Genomic DNA, 21,627 nt, shown 5'->3' on the forward strand with positions numbered 1-21,627 from the left:
CTTAACTTAATTTGCCACAACACTGCTTGTATTTCATACCCGAGCCACATGGACAAGGAGAATTACGGCCTACCTTAGGTTCGGCGCGCGCCGATACCGGGGCCGGCGCTTCACCGCCAACCTGCTCGGCTTCAGCGTGTTGATACTGGCGCGGAGTTTCTTCAGACTTACGATGTTGCTCTTCAACCTTCTCAACATCTTCCTCGGCACGTACCTGAACCTTACTCAGAATGTTCACCACATCTGTTTTCAGGTTCTCTAGCATGTCTGAGAACAGCTCGAATGACTCACGCTTGTATTCTTGCTTCGGATTCTTCTGTGCATAACCACGTAGGTGGATGCCCTGACGCAGGTGGTCCATGGCAGCCAGGTGATCTTTCCAGTGTTGATCCAGGCTCTGCAGCATAACCGCTTTTTCGAATTGGCGAAGTACTTGTGGACCCACCATTTCTTCTTTTGCTTTATATGCGTTAGTGGCTTCTTCAACGATGCGCTCGCGCAGCTTCTCTTCAAACAGCTTGTTGTCTTCGGCAAGCCATTGCTGGATTGGCAAATCAAGTAGATAGTCTGCTTTTAGACGGTCTTCTAAGCCAGGCACGTCCCACATTTCCGCCAGCGATTGTGGTGGAATGTACTGGTCGATTACGCCGTTGATGACATCGTTACGGATAGCATCGATGGTTTCTGAAATATCGCCTTCTTCAAGCAGTTCGTTACGCTGAGCGTAAACAACACGACGCTGGTCGTTGGCCACGTCATCGTACTCAAGCAATTGCTTACGAATGTCGAAGTTGCGGGCTTCCACCTTACGCTGGGCATTTTCAATGGCACGGTTAACCCAAGGGTGCTCAATGGCTTCGCCACGTTGCATACCGAGTTTACGCATCATGTTAGTCATGCGCTCACCGGCGAAGATACGCATGAGGGCATCTTCCATCGATAGGTAGAAACGGCTTGAACCGGCATCCCCCTGACGACCAGAACGACCACGTAGCTGGTTATCGATACGGCGAGACTCGTGACGCTCGGTGCCTATGATGTGTAGACCACCGGCGGCGATGACATCGTCATGACGCTTTTGCCATTGCTCTTTAATTTTTGCGATTTGCTCGTCGCTTGGGTCATCAAGCTTTTCAACTTCGCTCTGCCAGTTACCACCCAGCATGATATCGGTACCACGGCCAGCCATGTTGGTGGCGATAGTGACTTTGCCCGGTAGACCTGCATCGGCAACGATGTCGGCTTCCTGAGCGTGGAACTTAGCATTGAGTACGTTGTGCTGGATTTTCTCTTTACGCAGAAACTGCGACAGGTATTCCGAGCTTTCGATTGAAATAGTACCAACGAGTACCGGCTGGCCACGCTCTTGGCAATCTTTAATGTCGGCCAAGATCGCTTCGTATTTTTCTTCCTGAGTCAGATAAACCAGGTCGGCACGATCATCACGGATCATCGGCTTGTTGGTAGGAATAACCACAGTGTCCAGGCCGTAAATAGACTGGAACTCGAACGCTTCGGTGTCCGCCGTACCCGTCATACCGGCTAGCTTGTCGTAAATACGGAAGTAGTTCTGGAAGGTGATTGACGCCAGGGTTTGGTTTTCATTCTGGATCTTCACGCCTTCTTTGGCTTCCACCGCCTGGTGCAGGCCTTCAGACCAACGACGGCCTTCCATGGTACGACCCGTGTGTTCATCAACAATGATGATTTCATTGTCTTTAACCACGTAATCGACGTCTTTTTGATACAGTTTGTGGGCGCGCAGTGCCGAGTACACATGGCTTAGCAGGGTAATGTTACCCGCCGAGTACAGTGAGTCGCCCTCTTCAATCAAGCCGCGCTCGGTCAGCAGCTCTTCGACTTTAATCTGGCCGCGCTCGGTCAGGTGAACCTGCTTGCCTTTTTCGTCTATGGTGTAATCGCCGTCGCCTTCAACACCTTCTTCGTCTTCTTTTTCTTGCTGGACCAGCTCGGGCACAATTTTGTTGATTTGCGTGTACAGCTCTGATGAATCTTCCGCAGGACCCGAAATGATCAGTGGCGTACGGGCTTCATCGATCAAGATGGAGTCCACCTCATCCACAACCGCAAAGTTAAGCGGACGTTGTACGCGCTCATCGATGCTAAACGCCATGTTGTCGCGCAGGTAGTCGAAACCAAATTCGTTGTTGGTACCGTAGGTAATGTCTGCAGCGTAGGCGTCTTTTTTCTGCATCGGCATCATGCCAGGCACGTTACAGCCAACGGTTAAGCCAAGGAATTCAAATAGTGGGCGGTTGGTTTCGGCGTCACGCTTGGCTAGGTAGTCGTTCACGGTAATAACGTGTACGCCCTTACCCGATAAACCATTAAGGTAAGCTGGTAGGGTTGCGGTCAGGGTTTTACCTTCACCGGTACGCATCTCTGCGATGCGGCCTTGGTGTAATACCATGCCACCTATCATCTGTACATCAAAGTGGCGCATGCCATAAACACGCTTTGACGCTTCGCGTACCACCGCAAAGGCTTCTGGTAAGAGGTCATCTAAACTTGTGCCGTTGTCATAACGCTCACGAAATTCAGCGGTTTTTGCTTTTAGTTCTTCGTCGCTGAGTGACTCTAGTTGGCCTTCTAAGGCATTGATTAGCGCGACCGTTTTACGTAAGTTTTTAATTGTGCGGTCATTGCGACTACCAAAGATTTTGGTAAATATTTTCGTGATCATGATTTAACCGTTACATTCTCATCTGCGTTAAGCGCTCTGGTTTATCCTTCGGGGTCACCCCTAAGGACGCTGCCGAGTCACTTGCGAACTTCGTTTATCCAATTTATACCGCACTCAAGTTACATAAGAGCGACTATTGTGGATCTATTGAGTGTGACTGCTTGAGCGGTGTACTTTTGAGCGACATCATAACAAACTCAATGAATTGCAGCACCTAATAATACCAATTCCATAAGCACTTCCGGTAACTTGCCTTTACAGCAGAAAGCCTATTAAAAACTAATGGCATTGGTATTATCGCTGGCCTATCATAACGTTCAGAGAAATCTTTGCAAACTTAGCAATATAAAGTGGGTCTAAAGTACAGCAATAGAGACTCAAGCATTGCTATAGAAGTGGTGACGATTCAGTCAAAATCAAGAGGTGGATGCCGTTTATGGCAAAAGATCGCTATGCACCAAAACAACTTAACGAGGTGCTGGGACAATTAAACCCGCGGTTCGGTTCGCGCATTGCCAGCTATGGCGCCAAAACTCAGGAGCTGGCCTCGCAACAACATACCCTGCACCAGGCGGTAGGCGAAAACCTGGCGAAAAAGTGCCGGGTAGCCAATATTCGCGATGGCGCCCTGATCATCGAGGCTCACAGCGCCACAGTGGCAATGAAACTCAACTACATCAAGATGGATATTCTCTCGGCATTTCGTCAGCAGGGCTTGGTGGATTTATGTCAGGTGAAAATTGTCACCTCTCCCAATGCGGCACAGCGCGCACCTTTGGCACAGGCGCGGACGCAAAATCAGAAGGTCAGCAAAGAGACCAGTAACACACGCACCATGAGCGAACAGACGGCTCACAACCTTGGAAATGCTTGCCGAACATGCTCCCCCCTCGCTGCAGCTCAAATTAATGCGCCTGGCGCAACACGGCAGACAAAAAAAATGACGCTCTAAAGCGTCATTTTTTATTTTAAATCGTTTCGTGCATTTAAGCTGTCTGCAACTCTAAGGCTGGTGCAGGCATAGATACCGTATCTTCAAACGTTGCCCATTCCCATGCCGACTCAGTCGCCATGATCTTACGTAGCAATTTGTTGTTTAGGTCATGACCCGACTTATACGCCGTTAACTTACCTAAAATGTTGTGGCAGGTCATAAACATATCGCCCACACAATCGAGGATCTTATGCTTAACAAACTCGTCTGCATAACGTAAGCCATTTGGGTTTAACACCTTAAACTCGTCAAGCACAACGGCATTGTCCATGCTGCCACCTAGAGCCAGGTTGTTGGCATGCATGTACTCGATGTCTTTCATAAAGCCAAAGGTACGAGCACGGCTGATCTCTTCGATAAAGTTCTGAGCCGTTATATCCAGGGCAATACGCTGACGACTGTCGTTGATAGCCGGGTGGTCAAAGGCGATTTCGAAATCGATATGAAAACCATCATAAGGTTCGATTTCGGCCCATTTTTCACCTTCTTCTACGCGCACCTTTTCTTTGATACGAATAAAACGTTTGGCTACATTCTGCTCGGCGATACCACCTTTTTGTAGCAGATAGATAAATGGTAGCGCGCTACCATCCATAATAGGTACTTCACCACTATCAAGCTCAACAATCAGGTTGTCGATGCCTAACGCAGCTACCGCAGCAATCAGGTGCTCGGTGGTAGATAAGCGAACGCCGTCTTTATTAGTTAAACAGGTACACAATTGCGTATCGCCCACCGCTTCCGGGGTCGTTTCGAAATCCACAACCGGATCAAGGTCCACGCGACGAAATACTATCCCAGTATTCGCGCTCGCTGGTCGGAGAGTTAAGGAAACCTTCTCACCCTTGTGGAGACCAACACCCGTGGCTTTGACTACTTCTGCAATCGTACGCTGTTTGATCATAGGCTTTCGCTCACTTACTAAACTAAAATTAGACGGCGGATTCTACCACACATCGCACCAGTTAACAAATCAGTTTGTTTTTTAAACTAATCTGCTTGCTTACGCAAGAATGCCGGGATATCGAAATAATCACCGGTTTCATCCTGCTTCTTCGGCGCAGCACTGGCCTTGCTTTCCTGACTTGGCGTCGGCGCACTTGGCTGACTCATAGCCGCACCGGCATTGCTGCTCGATGACTCTTCTACCGGCTTTGACTCTTCAAAACCAGATTGAGTTCCTTGTGTGGCAAAGCTTGGTACAAACATAGAGGTGCTCTGCGTGCTCTGCGTACCTTGAGCGCTCACATCAGAACCCACTGCACGCTTAAAGCCATTATCCACAACACCAAACTGAGGACGACGGTCGCCACCTAGGCCAGTTGCAACAACGGTTACGCGTAGCTCATCGCTCATTTCCATATCGATGGCAGTACCCACAACCACAGTCGCATTCTCAGAAGCCAGGGCCTTAACATGATTACCGACGATCTCGAATTCTTCGATAGATAGGTCCATGCCCGCGGTGATATTAACCAGGATGCCTTTCGCACCGGTTAGATCGACATCTTCAAGCAGTGGGCTTGAAATAGCCGCTTCAGCCGCTTCTTGTGCACGGTCTGGACCCGAAGCCGAAGCCGAACCCATCATTGCCGTGCCCATGGCAGACATAACGGTACGTACGTCGGCAAAGTCGACGTTGATCAGGCCGGCGCGAGTAATTAACTCGGCAATACCTTGTACCGCACCGTAAAGCACGTCATTGGCTTTAGCAAAAGCATCCAGCAGGGTTGTGCCTTTACCCAATACTTTTAGTAGCTTGTTATTTGGGATAGTGATCAATGAATCAACGATTTCCGCTAATTCGGTAATACCCTGATCCGCTGCCGAAGCACGCTTTTTACCTTCAAAATCGAATGGACGTGTTACCACCGCCACGGTCAATATACCCAGCTCTTTGGCAAGACGAGCGACCACTGGCGCTGCACCGGTACCCGTACCGCCGCCCATACCGGCCGCGATAAAGACCATGTCTGCGCCTTGCAGGGCACTTTTAATGGTTTCGGCATCTTCTTCGGCACTCTTCTTACCGATTTCCGGGTTGGCACCGGCACCTAAACCTGAAGTGATCTGTGTACCTAGTTGCACCGTGACATCGGCCGATGACTTACGTAGTGCCTGCGCATCGGTATTGGCAGTGATAAATTTCACCCCTTCGATGTGCTGTTGCACCATGTGTTCTACGGCATTACCGCCGCCGCCACCGACACCTATTACTTTGATGACAGCTTCTTCGCTGTGCTCTTCCATCATATCAAACATTGTTTACTCTCCGACTTGAGTACTAAAACTCACCCTGGAACCATTTAGTAATACGGCTCCACCAGTTACCCTCGTCCGCTTTCGATTTCGTTGCGTTGATCGACTGCATGGTCCGACCATATTGTAACAAACCTACGGCGGTTGCAAATGAGGGATCGCTTACATAATCGGTTAATCCCGTTATCCCTAGTGGACTACCGATACGTACCGGCATTTGGAAGATGTCTTCTGCCACTTCCAAAGCACCGGTCATCTTTGCACTGCCGCCGGTAACAACCAATCCGGCAGCAATTTGATCTTCAAAACCGGAGCGACGAATTTCTTCGAGCGCCAGTTCAAATAACTCTCTAAAACGCGGCTCAACCACCTCGGATAAGGTGTGGCGCGACATAATACGCGAAGGACGTCCGCCAACGCTAGGTACTTCAATTTGTTCTTCATTACTGGCCATTTGGCTGCTGGCACAAGCGTGCTGCACCTTAATGGCTTCGGCATGAGAAATAGGAGTACGGAAAATTTTGGCGATATCACCGGTTACCTGGTTACCCGCCACCGGGATCACCGCGGAATGACGTAAGGCACCGTTAATATAGATGGTGATGTCCATGGTACCGCCACCGATATCCAGTACCGCTACGCCCAGCTCTTTCTCGTCCTCGGTCAGTACCGAATAACAAGATGCCAACGCATTGAAAATAAGCTGATCAACCTGTAAGCCACAGCGTTCGACACACTTTTCGATGTTCTTCGCCATGTCATTGGAACAGGTAATGATATGGGCCTTGGCTTCCATACGCACGCCGCTCATGCCCAGTGGGTTTTTAATGCCCTCTTGCATGTCGATGCTGTATTCCTGTGGCAAGGCATGCAGCATTTTGCGTTCGGCTGAAATTGGCACTGAGCGGGCAATGTGAATCACATTGTCGATGTCTTCATCGGTCACTTCGGTGTTGTTAATTGCAACTACACCGGTTTCGTTCTGACATTGAATGTGCTTACCGGAAATACCCAGATACACAGAGCTGATGCGGCAGTCGGCCATTAGCTCTGCTTCATCGATGGCGCGACGGATAGACTCAGACACCAGGTTCAAGTCATTCACGCCACCCTTATCCATGCCATGGGATACCTGGCGGCCCACACCAACAATGCTGAGCTTGTTGTCATCGGTGATTTCACCGACCGTAGCCACCACTTTCGAGGTGCCCACATCCAAACCGATAACAAGGTTACGTTCTACTGACTTGGTCATACCTTACTCTTTTGTTCTTCTTCCGTTACTGCCAGCGGCTTAAACTGCACCGCAAGCCCGGTATCATATCGCAAATCAACGACATCTACTTGTACATCTTGACGTTTTTTCAAGTGCGGGTAGACATCAATAAATCTTTGTACGCGTTTAGCTTTATCATCTCGCCCTAAATTAAGGCGAATGCCGTTATCCAACCACAGCTGCCAGGCAAAACGCTCCGACAACGCCAGACTCGATAGTTTCAGCCCGTTCACCGCAAACAGCTCCTCAAAGCGATTAAAGGTCTGCCAGGCCTCCAACTCGCTGCCTTCGGGGCCGAACAAGCTAGGCAGCCGATCTTTTATGCCATCCTGCGGCGCGGTGAACACCTGCCCCCGACTATTGAGCAGTTGGTCATCATTCCAAAACGCTACCGCCTGGTGCTCCACCACATACACCTGCAAGGTGTCCGGCCATTGCTTACGTACCGAGGCACTGGCAACCCAAGGTAAATCGGTGACCAACTCCTGCACCTGCTTTACATCGAGCTCAAAAAAGCTATCCAAATCCGCCTGTTTAATGGCCTCGATAATGGCGCGTTCGGCGGTGTATTTGGGTTCGCCTAAAACCTGCAACTGCTTAAGCTGGGCGTCCTTATCACGGACCAGCCAATCGGAGAAGTTGAAGGTCAACTTCAGCACCATGAACACCACCAGCAGAAAAAAACTCAAACCAAACAGCAAGGACCAATTCGTTCCTTGTTTTAGTTCTTTCAGCTTTTCTCTCCATGTCGCCATTTACAGAGTTTGCTCCAATATTTTTACCACTAGCGCGGTGAAATCTACACCCGTAGCCTTGGCCGCCATTGGCACCAGGGATTTTTCCGTCATCCCAGGCACGGTATTAACCTCAAGCAGGTAAAACTCGCCATCATCGCCTTGCATGGCATCGACTCGGCCCCAGCCTTTGGCTCCCACCAGATTAAAGGCCTGCTCCGCCATTTCTTGCAGCTGCGCCGTTTGCGCTGCGCTCAGATCCGCTGGGCAGAAATACTCCGTGGTGCTTGATTGATACTTGGCCTGATAGTCATAAAAACCGCTCGGCGTGCGCATTTCAATAACCGGCAGCGCCTTGTCGGCCAAAATCGATACGGTAAATTCGCGACCGCTCAGCCACTGCTCCACCAACACCTCGTCATCAAACTTAAATGCGGCCTCTAGCGCCTGCGCTAATTCCTCGGCATTGTTCGCCTCGGCCATGCCGATGCTCGAGCCCTCGTGGGAAGGTTTCACCATCACATGACCCAGTTGCGCCATAATCTGGTCACAATCAAAGCCTTGGCTTTTCGACACCACCACGTAAGGTGCAGTGCGCAGACCCGCCACCTGAAACAGGTGTTTACAACGAATTTTATCCATCGCCAGGGCCGAGCCCAATACGCTTGAGCCCGTGTAGGGCAAACCCATAAATTCCAAAGCCCCTTGCAGGGTGCCATCTTCACCGCCACGACCATGCAAGGCGATAAATACGCGCTCAAAGCCCTCTTGAGCAAGCTCATGCAAGGGTCGCTGTGCCGGGTCAAACTGGTGCGCATCGACACCGGCCTCAACCAGAGCCGCGTGCACGGCGGCACCGGATTTAAGCGACACTTCGCGCTCGGCAGATGAACCACCTAGTAAAACTGCTACTTTGCCAAATGGCTGATTCATGACGACACCTGCTGTAACTTTTCAATCTGTAATTCGGTTGCGGCCAGCTTTTTCACTAGCTGACCTATGTTGCCCGCACCTTGGGTGATCACCAGATCGTCATCGGCCAAGGTGGTGGCTAAGACGCTTGCCAACTCATTGTTGTCGGCCACGTGCAGAGGTTCCTTACCGCGCTGGCGCAGGCTGCGACACAGACTCTTGGAGTCGGCACCCACAATCGGCTCTTCTCCGGCGGCATAAACATCGAGCAAAATAAGCTGATCGACGTCGCCCAACACCTTAACGAAGTCTTCGTACAGATCACGGGTGCGGCTATAGCGGTGCGGCTGATAAATCATCACCAGGCGTTTTTGTGGCCAACCATCGCGGGCCGCCTTAATGGTGGCCGCTACCTCACTGGGGTGATGACCATAATCATCCACCAACATCACCTTACCGCGCTCATTGGTGAATTCACCGTAATGCTGGAAGCGACGGCCAATGCCTTCAAACTTCTCCAACGCTTGTAAAATCGCGGTGTCGCCTATGCCTTCATCCTTGGCGACGGCGATCGCCGCGGTGGCGTTCAGAGCATTGTGTTTGCCCGGCATATTCAGAGTCACCTCAAGGCGCTCCCCCTGCTTCGAGGTCACGGTAAAGGAGCAGGTACTGGCATCCTGGCTGAAATCAGCCATGCGATAGTCAGCATCTTCATGCTCACCATAGGTGATTACCTGACGGGAAAAGCGCGGGATCAGCTCACGGGCAACCGGCGAGTCGATACAGACCACGGCCAAACCATAAAACGGCAGGTTATGAATGAACTCCACATAGGTGTCCTTCATCTTTTCCAGGCTGCCCTCGTAGGTATCCATATGATCTTCTTCAATATTGGTGATCACAGAAACCATGGGCTGCAGGTGCAAGAAGGAGGCATCGCTTTCATCCGCTTCGGCAATTAAGAAACGACTCGAACCCACTCGGGCATTACTGCCTGCGCTATTAAGCAAGCCGCCAATAATAAAGGTGGGATCCAGCTTAGCCTCGGCAAAAATACTGGCAACCAGACTGGTGGTGGTAGTTTTACCATGGGTGCCGGCAATGGCTATACCATGGCGAAAACGCATAAGTTCGGCCAACATCTCCGCACGACGCACGATAGGAATACGGGCATTACGGGCGGCGATAATCTCTGGATTCTGCTCATTGATGGCGGTGGAGACAACCACTACAGAGGCATCTTTAACATTGTTCTGATCATGACCGATAAACACCTCGGCGCCCGCTTTGATCAGGCGTTCCGTCATCGCACTTTGGGCGATATCCGAGCCTGTGATGCGATACCCTTCATAGGCTAGAACCTCGGCAATACCACCCATACCAGCACCACCGATACCGATAAAGTGAATGGTTTCAACGCGACGCATGGCCGGTCGCTGACCCTGTTGTTGCGTGCCCTGCTGTTGGGCTGTGCCTGTTGTTACTGTCATTAACTATACTGCTCACATTGTTTTGCAACCGCTGCGGTTGCCTCGAGTTTGGCCAGCGCTTTGGCGCGCTTACCCATCTCGGTAATTAATTCCGGTTGCTGAAAATAGGGCGCCAGCGCCTCAACCACGGCGGCTTGATGAAAAGCGCCCTGCTGCATACACAAGGCCGCATCTCCGCGCACCAAATACTGGGCATTAGCGGTTTGATGGTCATCCACGGCATGAGGATAAGGCACAAACAAGGCCATGCGTCCGGCCGCCGCCACTTCACTGACGGTCAGGGCGCCGGCACGGCAAATAACCATGTCGGCCCAGGCGTAGGCGGCATCCATATCGTCAATAAAGTCGCTGACCTTGGCGTCAAGCTGATGTATCTGGTATTGCTCCTGCACCTTGCTGGAACGACCCTTACCGGTTTGATGCCACAACGCCAGGCTATGCTTTTTCGCCAGCTCGGCAAACACCGCTGGCAAGGTGTCATTTAACACCTGCGCTCCCAAAGAGCCACCCACTACCAGGATGTTGATCGGGGCGTTGACCTCGGCCGGGGCAATATTCATTAGCGACTGACGTACCGGGTTACCCACCACTTGAAAGTCACTTTGTGGCAGAGCACCGGGGAAGGCTCCCAAACAGGTATTGGCCAGCTTGGCCAGCAACTTATTACTCATACCGGCCACGGCATTTTGTTCATGGATCACCAAGGGGATCCCCAAACTCTTCGCCGCCAGACCCACAGGCCCGGTGACATAACCACCCATGGCTAACACCGCCGCAGGACGACGTTTCTTTAAAATCTTCCGCGCCGCAAAAAATGCCTTAGTTATCATAAGCGGCGCTTGGAAAAGGCGCTTTAAGCCGTTACCACGGACGCCCTGAGCGCGAATAAAGTCGATGTCGATACCGTGCTTGGGCACCACATCGGCTTCCATTCTATCATCTGTGCCTATCCAGGAGACATCCCAATCTTGCTCGCGCAGGTATTGGGCCACGGCGATGCCCGGGAAAATGTGTCCGCCTGTGCCACCGGCAACCACTACTAAGGTTTTATTCATGCTGCCTCCTGTACTGCTGTAGGGCTGGGTGCAACACGACGATGCCCACGGGCATTGCCCCTGGAGGTCGCCTGCTTAGTTGCCATCTTGGTTTCAAAATCGATGCGGAATAATACCCCGGCGGCAATGGCCATCACCAGCAAACTGGAGCCACCGTAAGAGATAAAGGGCAAGGTCAGCCCCTTGGTTGGCAAAATTCCGGCGCTGGCGCCAACATTGACCATGGACTGGAATGCAAACCAAATACCTATGCCCAAAGCCAAATAGCCTTCATATTCTTTATTGGCCTTAAGTGCACGTTGGCCTATCAGCAGTGCTCTAAATACCAAGGTACCCAGTAACACCAACACAGTGAATACACCGACAAAGCCTAGCTCTTCGGCAACCACGGCAAAAATAAAGTCATTGTGAGCATGGGGCATGTATTGCAGCTTCTGCACGCTGTTGCCCAGGCCTTGGCCAAACCAGCCACCTTGGCCGTAGGCCATCAGTGATTGCACCAATTGATACCCTTTACCAAAGGGATCATCCCAAGGTTCCAAGAAGCCCACTACTCGGGCCCAACGGTAAGGCTCAAATACGATTAAGGCGATCACCAAGCCGATACCCGAGAGCATCAGGGCAAAGAACTGCCACAATTTGGCACCGGCCAAAAACAGTAAGCCGACCGTGGTCACAAACATCACCACCACGGTGCCAAGATCCGGCTGTAACAGGATCAAACCGGCATACACAACAAAGACACTGATGGGCTTCACAAAACCCTTAAAGTTTTCCTGCACCTCGTCGCGCTTACGCACCAGATAGCCGGCCAGGTAACTAAAGAAAAACAGCTTAGCCACTTCCGAGGCCTGAATATTAATGGGGCCGAAGGGGATCCAACGCTTCGAGCCATTGATTTCATTGCCGAGCACCAGCACCGCAACCAAGAGTCCCAACCCCATAAATAGCAGGTAGGTGTTGGCGACCTTCCACCATTGCATTTTTACACTGGTTGCCAGGATAAATAAAAATAGCGCCATCACCATAAACACCGCCTGACGCACCATAATATGATACGGGTTATCGAACAGGCGCTCGGCTTCTGGCATGGACGCACTGGTTACCATCACAAAACCAATCCCTACCAAACACAGCAGGGTATAAAGCAGGGGAACGTCATACAACTGGCCCGAGGGTTTCAGATGCAAGAGGTCTTTAATGCGATCCCAACTCATGCCTCCCCCTCATGCACCTGTTGTGCAAAGTCGTTACCGCGCATCATGTAATTGGCATACATATCCAGACTGGCACAGGCCGGTGCCAGTAAAACAATGTCGCCAGCACGAGCGCAGGCTTTGGCGCAACGCACCGCTGCGGCCATATCACTGACCTGATGAGCACCGGGCTTGAGTGCTGCAATGGCGGCACCATCTTTACCCAAACAAATCAGTTCATCGACCTGGTTGACCAGCGGCTGTTGCAAAGGCGTCAAATCGGCCCCCTTGGCATCGCCACCGGCAATTAAAATCAAGCGTCCCGGTTCGTCGGCAAAGCCGTTAATCGCGGCTATGGTAGCCCCCACATTGGTGGCCTTAGAATCGTTGAAGTAGCGTACCCCATCGAGGGTATCGACATACTGGCAGCGGTGATCCAAGCCGGTGAATTCCTGCAACGCCCGCTCAAACACGCCGGCGTCAAAGGCGAAAGGATGACATAAGGCCATCACTGCCAGCACGTTTAAACGGTTATGACTGCCGGGCAACAAACTGCTGGCACAGGGCAAAATAGGCTGTTGACGAAAGGCAAAGTAGGCTTCACCCTCGTGCATCATGATATGGTAGTCGCCCTTGTCTAGGCCAAAGCTCATGCGCTCGGCGGTATTATCCTGCTGCGGCTCGGTGGCGGCGTCGTCGCTATTGTAAACGGCAAACTCACAGCCCTGATAAATACGCTGCTTGGCATCTATATAGCCGCCCATATCCTCATATCTGTCCATGTGGTCTTCACACAGATTCAAAATACAGGCGCTTTTCGCTGCTAGGCTGGAGGTTGTTTCCAGCTGGAAGCTCGACAATTCTAAAACATAGGCATCGGCGTCCTGGGCCAGTAAATCCAATACCGCAGTACCGATATTACCACCAAGACCAATATGCAGACCGCCGCGCTCGAGCACTTTGGCCAGCAGGGAAACCACGGTCGACTTGCCGTTAGAGCCGGTCACCGCCAGCACCGGCTTGGTATTGATACGGGCAAATAGCTCAACATCGCCGATCACCTCCACACCGGCGGCAATGGCTTGCTGCACCTCGGGGGTGGCCAGGGCAAGTCCCGGACCAATCAAGATTAAATCGAAGGATGTCAGGTCGGCATCAGCCAAGGAACCAAAACGTTGCTCCAGGTGCGGTACGTAAGAGTCTAACCACAGTTGCGTGGGCACCTGTTGGCGCGAGTCGATCAGCACCGGCGCTAACTTATGGGCATGCAAAAAACGCACTGTGCCCAGGCCGGAAACACCCAGCCCAAGCACCGCAATACGTTTATTTTTAAGCGTCTTGATATAGCCCATTTACCTAATCTTCAGTGTTGCCAATCCAGCAAGTACCAGCACGATAGAAATAATCCAAAAGCGCACGATAACACGCGGCTCCGGCCAGCCCTTTAATTCGTAATGGTGGTGAATAGGCGCCATGCGGAATATCCGCTCGCCCCGTAACTTATATGAGCCCACCTGCAGGATCACCGACACAGCCTCCATCACGAAGACCCCGCCCATAATCACTAACACCAACTCCTGACGCACCAACACGGCGATAATGCCAAGCGCACCACCCAGGGCCAAAGAGCCCACATCGCCCATAAAGACCTGTGCCGGATAGGTGTTAAACCACAAGAAGCCCAGGCCGGCACCGACGATGGCGGTACAGACCACAACCAGTTCACTGGTCAGCGGCAGATGCGGCAGGTGCAGATAGCTTGAAAAGTTCGCATGACCGGTCACATAGGCCATGATCGCCAGCGCCGAGGCCACTAAAATGGTTGGCACTATGGCCAAGCCGTCAAGGCCGTCGGTAAGGTTTACGGCATTGGACGTACCCACCACGACGAAATAGGTCATGATGATGTAAAAGAGGCCCAGTTGCGGCATCACGTCTTTAAAGAAAGGCACTATCAGGGCGGTTTCCGCCGCCTGCTGCGAGCTGGCATACAGGGCAAAGGCAACGACCAGGGCAATCACCGATTGCCAGAAGTATTTCCATTTGGCAATCAAGCCCTTCGGGTCTTTACGAATAACTTTGCGATAATCATCAATAAAGCCCACCACGCCGAGTGAGCCAATCACAAACAAGGTGGCCCACACGTATTTATTGCTTAAATCGGCCCATAACAGGGTACTGACAAAAATTGCCCCCAGGATCAGCAAGCCCCCCATGGTTGGGGTGCCCGACTTGCTTAAGTGAGACTGCGGACCGTCGTCACGTACGGTTTGACCGATCTGCATGCGCTGCAATGCGGCAATGAGTTTCGGACCAAAATACAAAGACAGCATCAGCGCCGTCAAAATTCCTAAGATGGCTCGAAGCGTTAAATAAGAAAATACATTAAACCCGCTGTAAAACTGGGTTAGGTATTCAGCCAGCCACACTAACATTACTTCTCTCCCTCGCCGGCTAACTGTTTGCCATGCGCCACTAAATCTTCCACTAAAAGCTCCATGCGAGAACTGCGCGATCCCTTCACGACTACCGTAATTTTTTGTTGTGTATGTCGTAAGTCCTTAAGCATTTGCTCAAGAAGTTGGTCGCGCCCAGAAAAGTGGCGTCCGGCTTGTTCATAGACATCACTGGCGTACGGCTTAATACGCCCAGAGAATAGACGGCTTCAATGCCTTTTTGCTTGGCATATTCACCTACTTGTTGATGGTATTCACGAGCGCCTTCGCCGAGTTCATTCATGTCGCCGAGAGCTAATACCCTGAAACCAGGCACTTGCGCCAATAAGTCAATGGCCGCTTGTACCGATCTCACGTTGGCATTGTAAGTATCGTCAATGACTGTAAGCTGACTTGTTACCTCGATAATATTCACGCGCCCTTTCACCTGCGCCATGTTGGCCAGGCCACTAGCCACGTCCGCCAGGCGACAGCCCAGGCTGCTGGTTAATGCCGCCGCTATCAACACGTTGGTGACATTGTGCTGGCCGGGCATGGCCAGGGTCACGGGCACCCGCTCATCAGCATTGCAAAGCATAAAGGAAGGCCGAGCCAAGGCGTCTAATGTCACCTCTTCGGCCCATACATCCAGGTGTTCGCTGGTTGAAAACTGTTTAACCCGGCGAGTCCCCAGGCCATCGAGCCATTGTTGTTTAAACTCGCTGTCGGCATTGATCACCGCCACACCGTCCTCTGCCAGGCCCGTGAAAATTTCGCCTTTGGCGGTGGCCACGCCCTGCAGGGAGCCAAAGCCTTCGAGGTGCGCCTCGGCCACATTACAAACCACAGCCACATCCGGCTTGGTCAAAGCCGTGGTATAGGCAATTTCGCCAAGATGATTGGCACCGAGCTCGATCACAGCGTATTGATGCTGAGGCTCAAGACGCAACAAGGTCAGTGGTACACCGATGTCGTTATTAAAGTTGCCCTTGGTGGCCAGCACCGGGCCTTTTTGTGCCAAGATGGCGGCACACATCTCTTTTACCGTGGTTTTACCCACACTGCCGGTAATGGCGATGGTTTTTGGCGCAACGAAGGCTTTTACCGCGGCGCCAATTTGCCCTAGGGCAATACGGGTGTCGGCTACCACCAGCTGAGGTAAGTGGGTTTCTACCGGATGAGCCACAATCACTGCCACCGCGCCTTGACGCTCGGCGACATCGATAAAGTTGTGGCCATCAAAGTTAGGGCCTTGCAGTGCCAAAAAAACCTCGCCGGCGCACAGAGTGCGGGTATCGGTATTAATATTGCTCAGGGTGCAATTACTGCCCTGATAGCTGATTCCTAAGGTTTTGGCTAACCAATCTAAGTCCATACTAATCATGATGTTGCTCCTTGTGCCAATAACTGCTGCACCAAGGTGCGATCACAAAATGGCAATACCTGATCGCCGATAATCTGGTAATCCTCGTGACCCTTGCCAGCAATAAGGACAATATCGCCCGGCTGCGCCTGAGTGATAGCCAAAGCAATGGCATTGGCTCGGTCAATTTCATACTGCACATCGACGTTGGCACTGAAACCAGCGCGGATATCATCGAGGATGGCTTGTGGGTCTTCGCTGCGCGGATTGTCACTGGTTACCACAATACGATCGGCGTACTTTTGCGCCGCCTTCGCCATTAATGGACGCTTGCCCTTGTCGCGGTCGCCGCCACAGCCGAACACACAGGTAACCTTGCCTGACGCATGCTGATGCAGCGCCTGTAGGGCCAATTCGATGGCATCGGGCGTATGAGCATAATCAACCACACAGGTCAGACCGTTAGCGGCGCTGTAGGCCTGCATGCGTCCGGCGATGGGCTGTAGTTGTTTGCAGGCAGCCAACAACTGCTCTAGTGGATAGCCCAGTCCCAACAAAGTGGCCAGCGCGGCCCCCAGATTATACAGGTTAAACTCGCCAAACAGCGGTAAGGTGACTTCACCCTCGCCCCAACTGCTTTCGATATGCGCCTTCAAGCCATGGGGAAGGAATTGCACCTTGCTGAAATACAGATAACGGCCATGGGTGGGTGGCAGCGTTTTACGGCCATACACCACCAACTCGGGAAATTCATATTTTTCCAGCCAGGTCTGTGCCACCGCATCGTCCTGATTGAGCACCACCAACTCGGCATCGCAATCACGCATCAGGATCAGCTTGGCATCGCCGTAGCTTTGCATATCACCATGGTAGTCGAGGTGATCACGGGATAAATTGGTGAACACTGCGGCCTTAAAACGACTGTTGGCAACACGTCCCTGGATCAGGCCATGAGACGACACTTCCATCGCCACCAGCTCTTTTTGCTGCTCTTTTAGCTGAGCAAAGATCTGCTGCAGCTCAACACTCGAGGGTGTGGTGTTGGCCAGTTCATTGAGCTTGTCCAGCTCACCCCAGCCTAAGGTACCGATAATGGCACTGGGATGTTGGCAATGCTGAGCCAGGGTGGCGATCATCGCCGTAGTCGATGACTTGCCATTGGTGCCGGTTACCCCGACCAAATCGAAGGCATGACTGGGCTGGCCATAAAAGCTCGCCGCCAGCTCGCTTAAACGCAGGCTGAGACGATCAATGACGATAATGCGCGCATCGTCGCAATTTAGTTCACAGCGACTGTCGGCAATCACCGCACTGGCGCCTTGGGCGATGGCTTGCTGAGCAAACTGACCGCCGTCGAGTTGATGACCTTTAATGGCCACAAACACATCGCCACGTTGAACGCGGCGACTATCTAATTGTAATTCGTTGACCAAGCCTATCTCGGTATCGATTCCCCAAGGGGCGAGTACTTCGCGAAGATTACGCATCTCCACCTCCTTTTACTGCTAGGTTGGCTACCGGTTCTAAATCGGGCGCCACGTTCAGAATACGCAGCGCATTGGAAATGATTTCAGCAAAGGCCGGACCCGCGGTGGCACCGCCATAATACACATCACCACCGGGTTCGTTGACCATGACCACCACAGCCAGGCGCGGGTCGCTGACCGGACCGACACCGGCAAAATAGCCGACATATTCGTCGCCGTATCCGCCGGCAACCGCTTTCTTAGATGTACCTGTCTTCGCCGCGACGCGATAACCGTCGACCTTCACCTTGGATGCGGTGCCGCCCTTCTCAAATACGCTTTCCATCATTTCGACAACGGCTTTAGCGTCTTGTTCTTGAAAAACACGCTCTCCGGGTAAGGGTTCTTCTTGTTTTAATATGGTCAGAGGGCGTGAAATGCCGCCGGCACCCAGGGTCGCATAAAAGCGCGCCAACTGGGCCGTGCTCACCGAAATGGCATAACCGAACGACAGCGTGGCAATTTCAAAATCGGACCAACGGCGGTTTGGATAAAACAGGCCGCTGCTTTCGCCTATCATACCGGTGCCGGTGTCGCTGCCAAAGCCTACGCGCTCGAACAGGCCAACAAAATAATCTTTAGGCAGATCTTGGGAGATCTTCGCCACACCCATGTTACTTGAAACCTTGAGGATCTCGCGCAGTGACATCTCGCCACGGTTACGGGTGTCTTGTACCAGGCTGCCACCAACACGCATCCAGCCCGGATAGGTGTCTATGGTATCGTTGGCGTCGATATTGCCATAATCCAAACCGGCCAGGATAGTCAGCGGTTTAATGGTTGAACCCGGCTCGAACAGGTCGGTAATAGCGCGGTTACGACGTTTATGGGGCGCCGCATCTTCCAAATTATTGGGATTAAACGAAGGACTGTTAACCATGGCCAGGATCTCGCCGGTTTTAACATCCACCACCATGGCGGAGCCGGATGTTGCCTTATAGGTCAGTACCGCAGATTTAAGCGCTTTGTAGGCAATAACCTGAATACGCTGATCGATAGACAGCTGAATGTCTTCCGGCTCCACGCGCTGGCGCTCGTCCAAGACGGCAACTTCGCGGCCACGGGCATCCTTACGAATAGTGCGGCGCCCTTCGGTACCGGTCAGCGCTTCGTCATAGAGCTTTTCGATGCCCTCGATACCATGGCCGTCGATATTGGTAAAACCGAGTACATGGGCGGTGACTTCACCGGCTGGGTAATAACGTTTGGACTCGTCAAGCAGGTGCACACCGGGCAGATTCAGCTCATCGATATAGTTGGCCACCGCCGGTGTTACCTGACGTTTTAGGTAGATAAATCGACGGTCTTTGTCGCCGGTTAAGCGGGTATCAACATTGGCACGCTCTAGGCGCAACACATCGGCAAGCTCGCGCCAGCGCATATCCTGCTTGTAAAAGGCGGTCTTAAGTTCGGCCAGGTGAGCCGGACGGTCGAGGATATCCTGCGGATCTTCCCCTTGCTTTTTCGCGCGCTTCACCACCTTGCTTTGCAGGTACTTGTCGATAGCCTTAGGGTCGGCATAAACGCTGACCACGGGCACACTTACAGCCAGCTCTTTGCCCTGACGGTCGAAGATCATGCCGCGCTGCACATGCAACTTTTCTACCCTTACGGTGCGCTTAGCATTTTCACTGCGCGCCTTATCCGGCTCGATCACCTGCAAATAGGCGGCACGGGCCACCAGCGTCACAAAAACCAGCAGCACAGCAGCGCATACCAGCACAAAACGCCAGGTAATTAAATTGTTTGCATTGCTTTTGCGTTTCGCTGCTCTCATGGCACTATCACCACTTCTTCATCTTCACTGGTTGGTCGCTTCATATTCAGCTGCTCGGTGGCAATTTGCTCAATCCGTGCATGCTGAGAATAAAATTCTTCTTCTACCAATAAATAACGCCAATTTAGGTCAAGCTCGTCACGTTCTTGCAGCAGCTTGTCTTGAGCAATCAGCTGCGCCCGTGATAAGTGCGTTACCTGGACTATGGCTAACGCACTGAACAGAATAGAAAAAAGCAGCCCCAACGTTAGCTTGTTGTCAATCAATCCCCGTATAATCTCGACGAAGAGGTTTGGTTGGCGTTTTACTGGTTGTTGGCTCATCCCAATCTCTCGGCTACACGAAGGACGGAGCTGCGCGCACGGCTATTGCGAGCGATCTCTTCATCACTCGGCTTAATGGCTTTGCCTACTGCCTTTAACGTCAGTTCTTTCTTTAATTGTGCGTCGGTTAATGGCAGACCTCTAGGCACAGCCTCTCCCTTGCTCTGCTTTTTGATAAATTGTTTTACGATTCGGTCTTCCAACGAATGGAAGGAAATCACCACCAGGCGACCACCGGGTTTAAGCACCGACAGAGATGCCTGCAGCGCGGTTTGAATCTCTTCTAGTTCGCTGTTGATATAAATACGAATGGCCTGAAAGGTACGTGTGGCCGGGTGCTTGTGTTTGTCTTTCACCGGCACCGCCTCGTCAATTAACTGGGCCAATTGCGCCGTGGAGTTAATCTCGGTGTGTGCTCGGGTTTCGATGATCTTGGTGGCAATACGGCGGGCAAATTTCTCTTCGCCGTACTTTTTAAACACAAACACCATGTCCTCTAATTCAGCCTCGGCCAACCACTGGGCGGCACTGCGCCCCTGGCTTGGGTCCATACGCATATCCAGCGGGCCGTCTTTCATAAAGCTGAAGCCACGTCCGGCATCGTCCAGCTGCGGCGAAGAAACGCCGATATCCAACAAGATACCATCGACCTGGCCGGTGATCCCGGCCGCCTCGGCGACCTCATCAAGGCGCGAAAAGCGACTATGGGCAATGCTAAAACGAGGGTCGTTGGCAAAGCGCTCAGCGGCGGCAATGGCCGTAGGGTCCTGATCTATGGCCTGTAAGCGGCCCTTTTCTCCCAAACGGGCAAGAATCTCGCTGGAGTGGCCGCCACGGCCAAAGGTACCATCGATGTAAATGCCGTCTGGCTTAATTGCTAAGGCATCAATGGTTTCCGTCATCAGTACGGAGATGTGTTGAAATTCTTCGCTCATGCGTGTGCTCGCGCCCTATAGAGTTAGAATGAAAAATCGCCGAGATCTTCATCCTGATCAAAATCTTGTTCTAATTCGATGGCAATATCTTTGGCCATCCGCTCTTGCCACAACGTCTCATCCCAGATTTCAAACTTGTTCGATTGCCCTACTAAGACGATCTTCTTGCCGAGTTTCGCATAATCGCGCAGGTTCGGTGCCAGTAACACGCGCCCATTCTTATCAAGCTGATAATCCATGGCGTTACCCAGCACCAAGCGCTGCATGCGTTTGGCTCGTTCTTTCATATTCGATAGGGCGGCGAGACGCTGTTCAACGATTTGCCATTCACTGAGGGAGTAAAGCAACAAACAGGGGTCGCCAATATTGATGGTGCATATAATTTCGCCGCCATTATCCGCAAGCAGCTGATTACGATACTTGGTTGGTATCGCAAACCGGCCCTTGTCATCAAGGCTGAGTGTGCTTGTGCCGCGAAACATGAGTTAAAAATGCCGTCCGTTTGTTGCTTATTATTGTTTGCGGGTCATAGATCCATAAAGATCCACTTATACCCACAATTTCCCACTGAACTACAGTCTAGGGCTTGACAAGGCTTTTTGTCAAGCAATGAAAGTATGGAAAATGGCGCGAAACCCTAGATAAAAT

General features: G+C 52.0%; 17 protein-coding genes and 1 pseudogene. 1 reads left to right on the top strand and 17 read right to left on the bottom strand.

Features of this window, described 5'->3' with window-relative positions; translation table 11 throughout:
* Position 1 precedes the first annotated feature (1 nt).
* Entirely contained in the window at positions 2-2,704 is a 2,703-nt protein-coding gene (gene secA / locus C2M29_RS04035) for a preprotein translocase subunit SecA (RefSeq protein ID WP_105188504.1), read from the bottom strand.
* A 436-nt stretch (positions 2,705-3,140) separates the two neighbouring features.
* On the opposite strand from secA, the gene C2M29_RS04040 reads away from it, so the two are divergent.
* Positions 3,141-3,656: a DUF721 domain-containing protein gene (locus tag C2M29_RS04040; RefSeq protein WP_325050574.1), complete on the top strand. Its 516-nt coding sequence runs from the start codon at positions 3,141-3,143 to the stop codon at positions 3,654-3,656.
* Between the two features lie 34 nt (positions 3,657-3,690).
* Here the strand turns inward: C2M29_RS04040 and lpxC are convergent, their stop codons facing one another.
* The 16 genes and pseudogenes from lpxC to mraZ all read right to left on the bottom strand — a co-directional run bounded on the left by lpxC (position 3,691) and on the right by mraZ (position 21,461).
* Positions 3,691-4,602, bottom strand: a complete 912-nt coding sequence (gene lpxC / locus C2M29_RS04045; protein WP_105188505.1) for a UDP-3-O-acyl-N-acetylglucosamine deacetylase — start codon at positions 4,600-4,602, stop codon at positions 3,691-3,693.
* An 86-nt stretch (positions 4,603-4,688) separates the two neighbouring features.
* A complete protein-coding gene (gene ftsZ, locus C2M29_RS04050; RefSeq protein WP_105188506.1) occupies positions 4,689-5,960 on the bottom strand; it encodes a cell division protein FtsZ in 1,272 nt (423 codons plus the stop codon).
* A 22-nt stretch (positions 5,961-5,982) separates the two neighbouring features.
* Complete coding sequence (gene ftsA / locus C2M29_RS04055; protein ID WP_105188507.1) at positions 5,983-7,212, bottom strand: cell division protein FtsA; 1,230 nt, start codon at positions 7,210-7,212, stop codon at positions 5,983-5,985.
* Entirely contained in the window at positions 7,209-7,988 is a 780-nt protein-coding gene (locus C2M29_RS04060; RefSeq protein WP_105188508.1) for a cell division protein FtsQ/DivIB, read from the bottom strand. Before C2M29_RS04060 ends, ftsA begins: the two co-directional genes overlap by 4 nt.
* Positions 7,989-8,900, bottom strand: a complete 912-nt coding sequence (locus tag C2M29_RS04065; RefSeq protein WP_105188509.1) for a D-alanine--D-alanine ligase — start codon at positions 8,898-8,900, stop codon at positions 7,989-7,991.
* On the bottom strand, positions 8,897-10,369 hold the full coding sequence (gene murC / locus C2M29_RS04070) for a UDP-N-acetylmuramate--L-alanine ligase (protein ID WP_105188510.1): 1,473 nt from the start codon (positions 10,367-10,369) through the stop codon (positions 8,897-8,899). Before murC ends, C2M29_RS04065 begins: the two co-directional genes overlap by 4 nt.
* Positions 10,369-11,424 carry an undecaprenyldiphospho-muramoylpentapeptide beta-N-acetylglucosaminyltransferase gene (murG, locus tag C2M29_RS04075; protein WP_105188511.1) on the bottom strand — a complete coding sequence of 352 codons (1,056 nt, stop codon included), beginning with the start codon at positions 11,422-11,424 and terminating at the stop codon, positions 10,369-10,371. The genes murC and murG overlap by 1 nt, the downstream gene beginning before the upstream one ends.
* Entirely contained in the window at positions 11,421-12,641 is a 1,221-nt protein-coding gene (gene ftsW / locus C2M29_RS04080) for a cell division protein FtsW (protein ID WP_105188512.1), read from the bottom strand. The genes murG and ftsW overlap by 4 nt, the downstream gene beginning before the upstream one ends.
* Positions 12,638-13,972, bottom strand: a complete 1,335-nt coding sequence (murD, locus tag C2M29_RS04085; RefSeq protein WP_105188513.1) for a UDP-N-acetylmuramoyl-L-alanine--D-glutamate ligase — start codon at positions 13,970-13,972, stop codon at positions 12,638-12,640. The genes ftsW and murD overlap by 4 nt, the downstream gene beginning before the upstream one ends.
* Positions 13,973-15,055, bottom strand: a complete 1,083-nt coding sequence (gene mraY, locus C2M29_RS04090) for a phospho-N-acetylmuramoyl-pentapeptide-transferase (RefSeq protein ID WP_105188514.1) — start codon at positions 15,053-15,055, stop codon at positions 13,973-13,975. It lies immediately after the preceding gene.
* Positions 15,055-16,439, bottom strand: a pseudogene (locus C2M29_RS04095) (UDP-N-acetylmuramoyl-tripeptide--D-alanyl-D-alanine ligase). Before C2M29_RS04095 ends, mraY begins: the two are co-directional and overlap by 1 nt.
* Positions 16,436-17,905 (bottom strand): UDP-N-acetylmuramoyl-L-alanyl-D-glutamate--2,6-diaminopimelate ligase, encoded by a 1,470-nt coding sequence (gene murE / locus C2M29_RS04100; protein ID WP_105188515.1) that lies wholly within the window; start codon positions 17,903-17,905, stop codon positions 16,436-16,438. Before murE ends, C2M29_RS04095 begins: the two are co-directional and overlap by 4 nt.
* On the bottom strand, positions 17,898-19,721 hold the full coding sequence (locus C2M29_RS04105) for a peptidoglycan D,D-transpeptidase FtsI family protein (protein ID WP_105188516.1): 1,824 nt from the start codon (positions 19,719-19,721) through the stop codon (positions 17,898-17,900). Before C2M29_RS04105 ends, murE begins: the two co-directional genes overlap by 8 nt.
* Positions 19,718-20,044 carry a cell division protein FtsL gene (gene ftsL, locus C2M29_RS04110; protein WP_105188517.1) on the bottom strand — a complete coding sequence of 109 codons (327 nt, stop codon included), beginning with the start codon at positions 20,042-20,044 and terminating at the stop codon, positions 19,718-19,720. The genes C2M29_RS04105 and ftsL overlap by 4 nt, the downstream gene beginning before the upstream one ends.
* Positions 20,041-20,979 (bottom strand): 16S rRNA (cytosine(1402)-N(4))-methyltransferase RsmH, encoded by a 939-nt coding sequence (rsmH, locus tag C2M29_RS04115; RefSeq protein WP_105188518.1) that lies wholly within the window; start codon positions 20,977-20,979, stop codon positions 20,041-20,043. Before rsmH ends, ftsL begins: the two co-directional genes overlap by 4 nt.
* A gap of 23 nt (positions 20,980-21,002) precedes the next feature.
* On the bottom strand, positions 21,003-21,461 hold the full coding sequence (gene mraZ, locus C2M29_RS04120) for a division/cell wall cluster transcriptional repressor MraZ (RefSeq protein ID WP_105188519.1): 459 nt from the start codon (positions 21,459-21,461) through the stop codon (positions 21,003-21,005).
* Between the last annotated feature and the right edge of the window lie 166 nt (positions 21,462-21,627).

The sequence above is a fragment of the Pseudoalteromonas sp. T1lg48 genome (assembly GCF_002964785.1).
Taxonomy (GTDB): domain Bacteria; phylum Pseudomonadota; class Gammaproteobacteria; order Enterobacterales; family Alteromonadaceae; genus Pseudoalteromonas.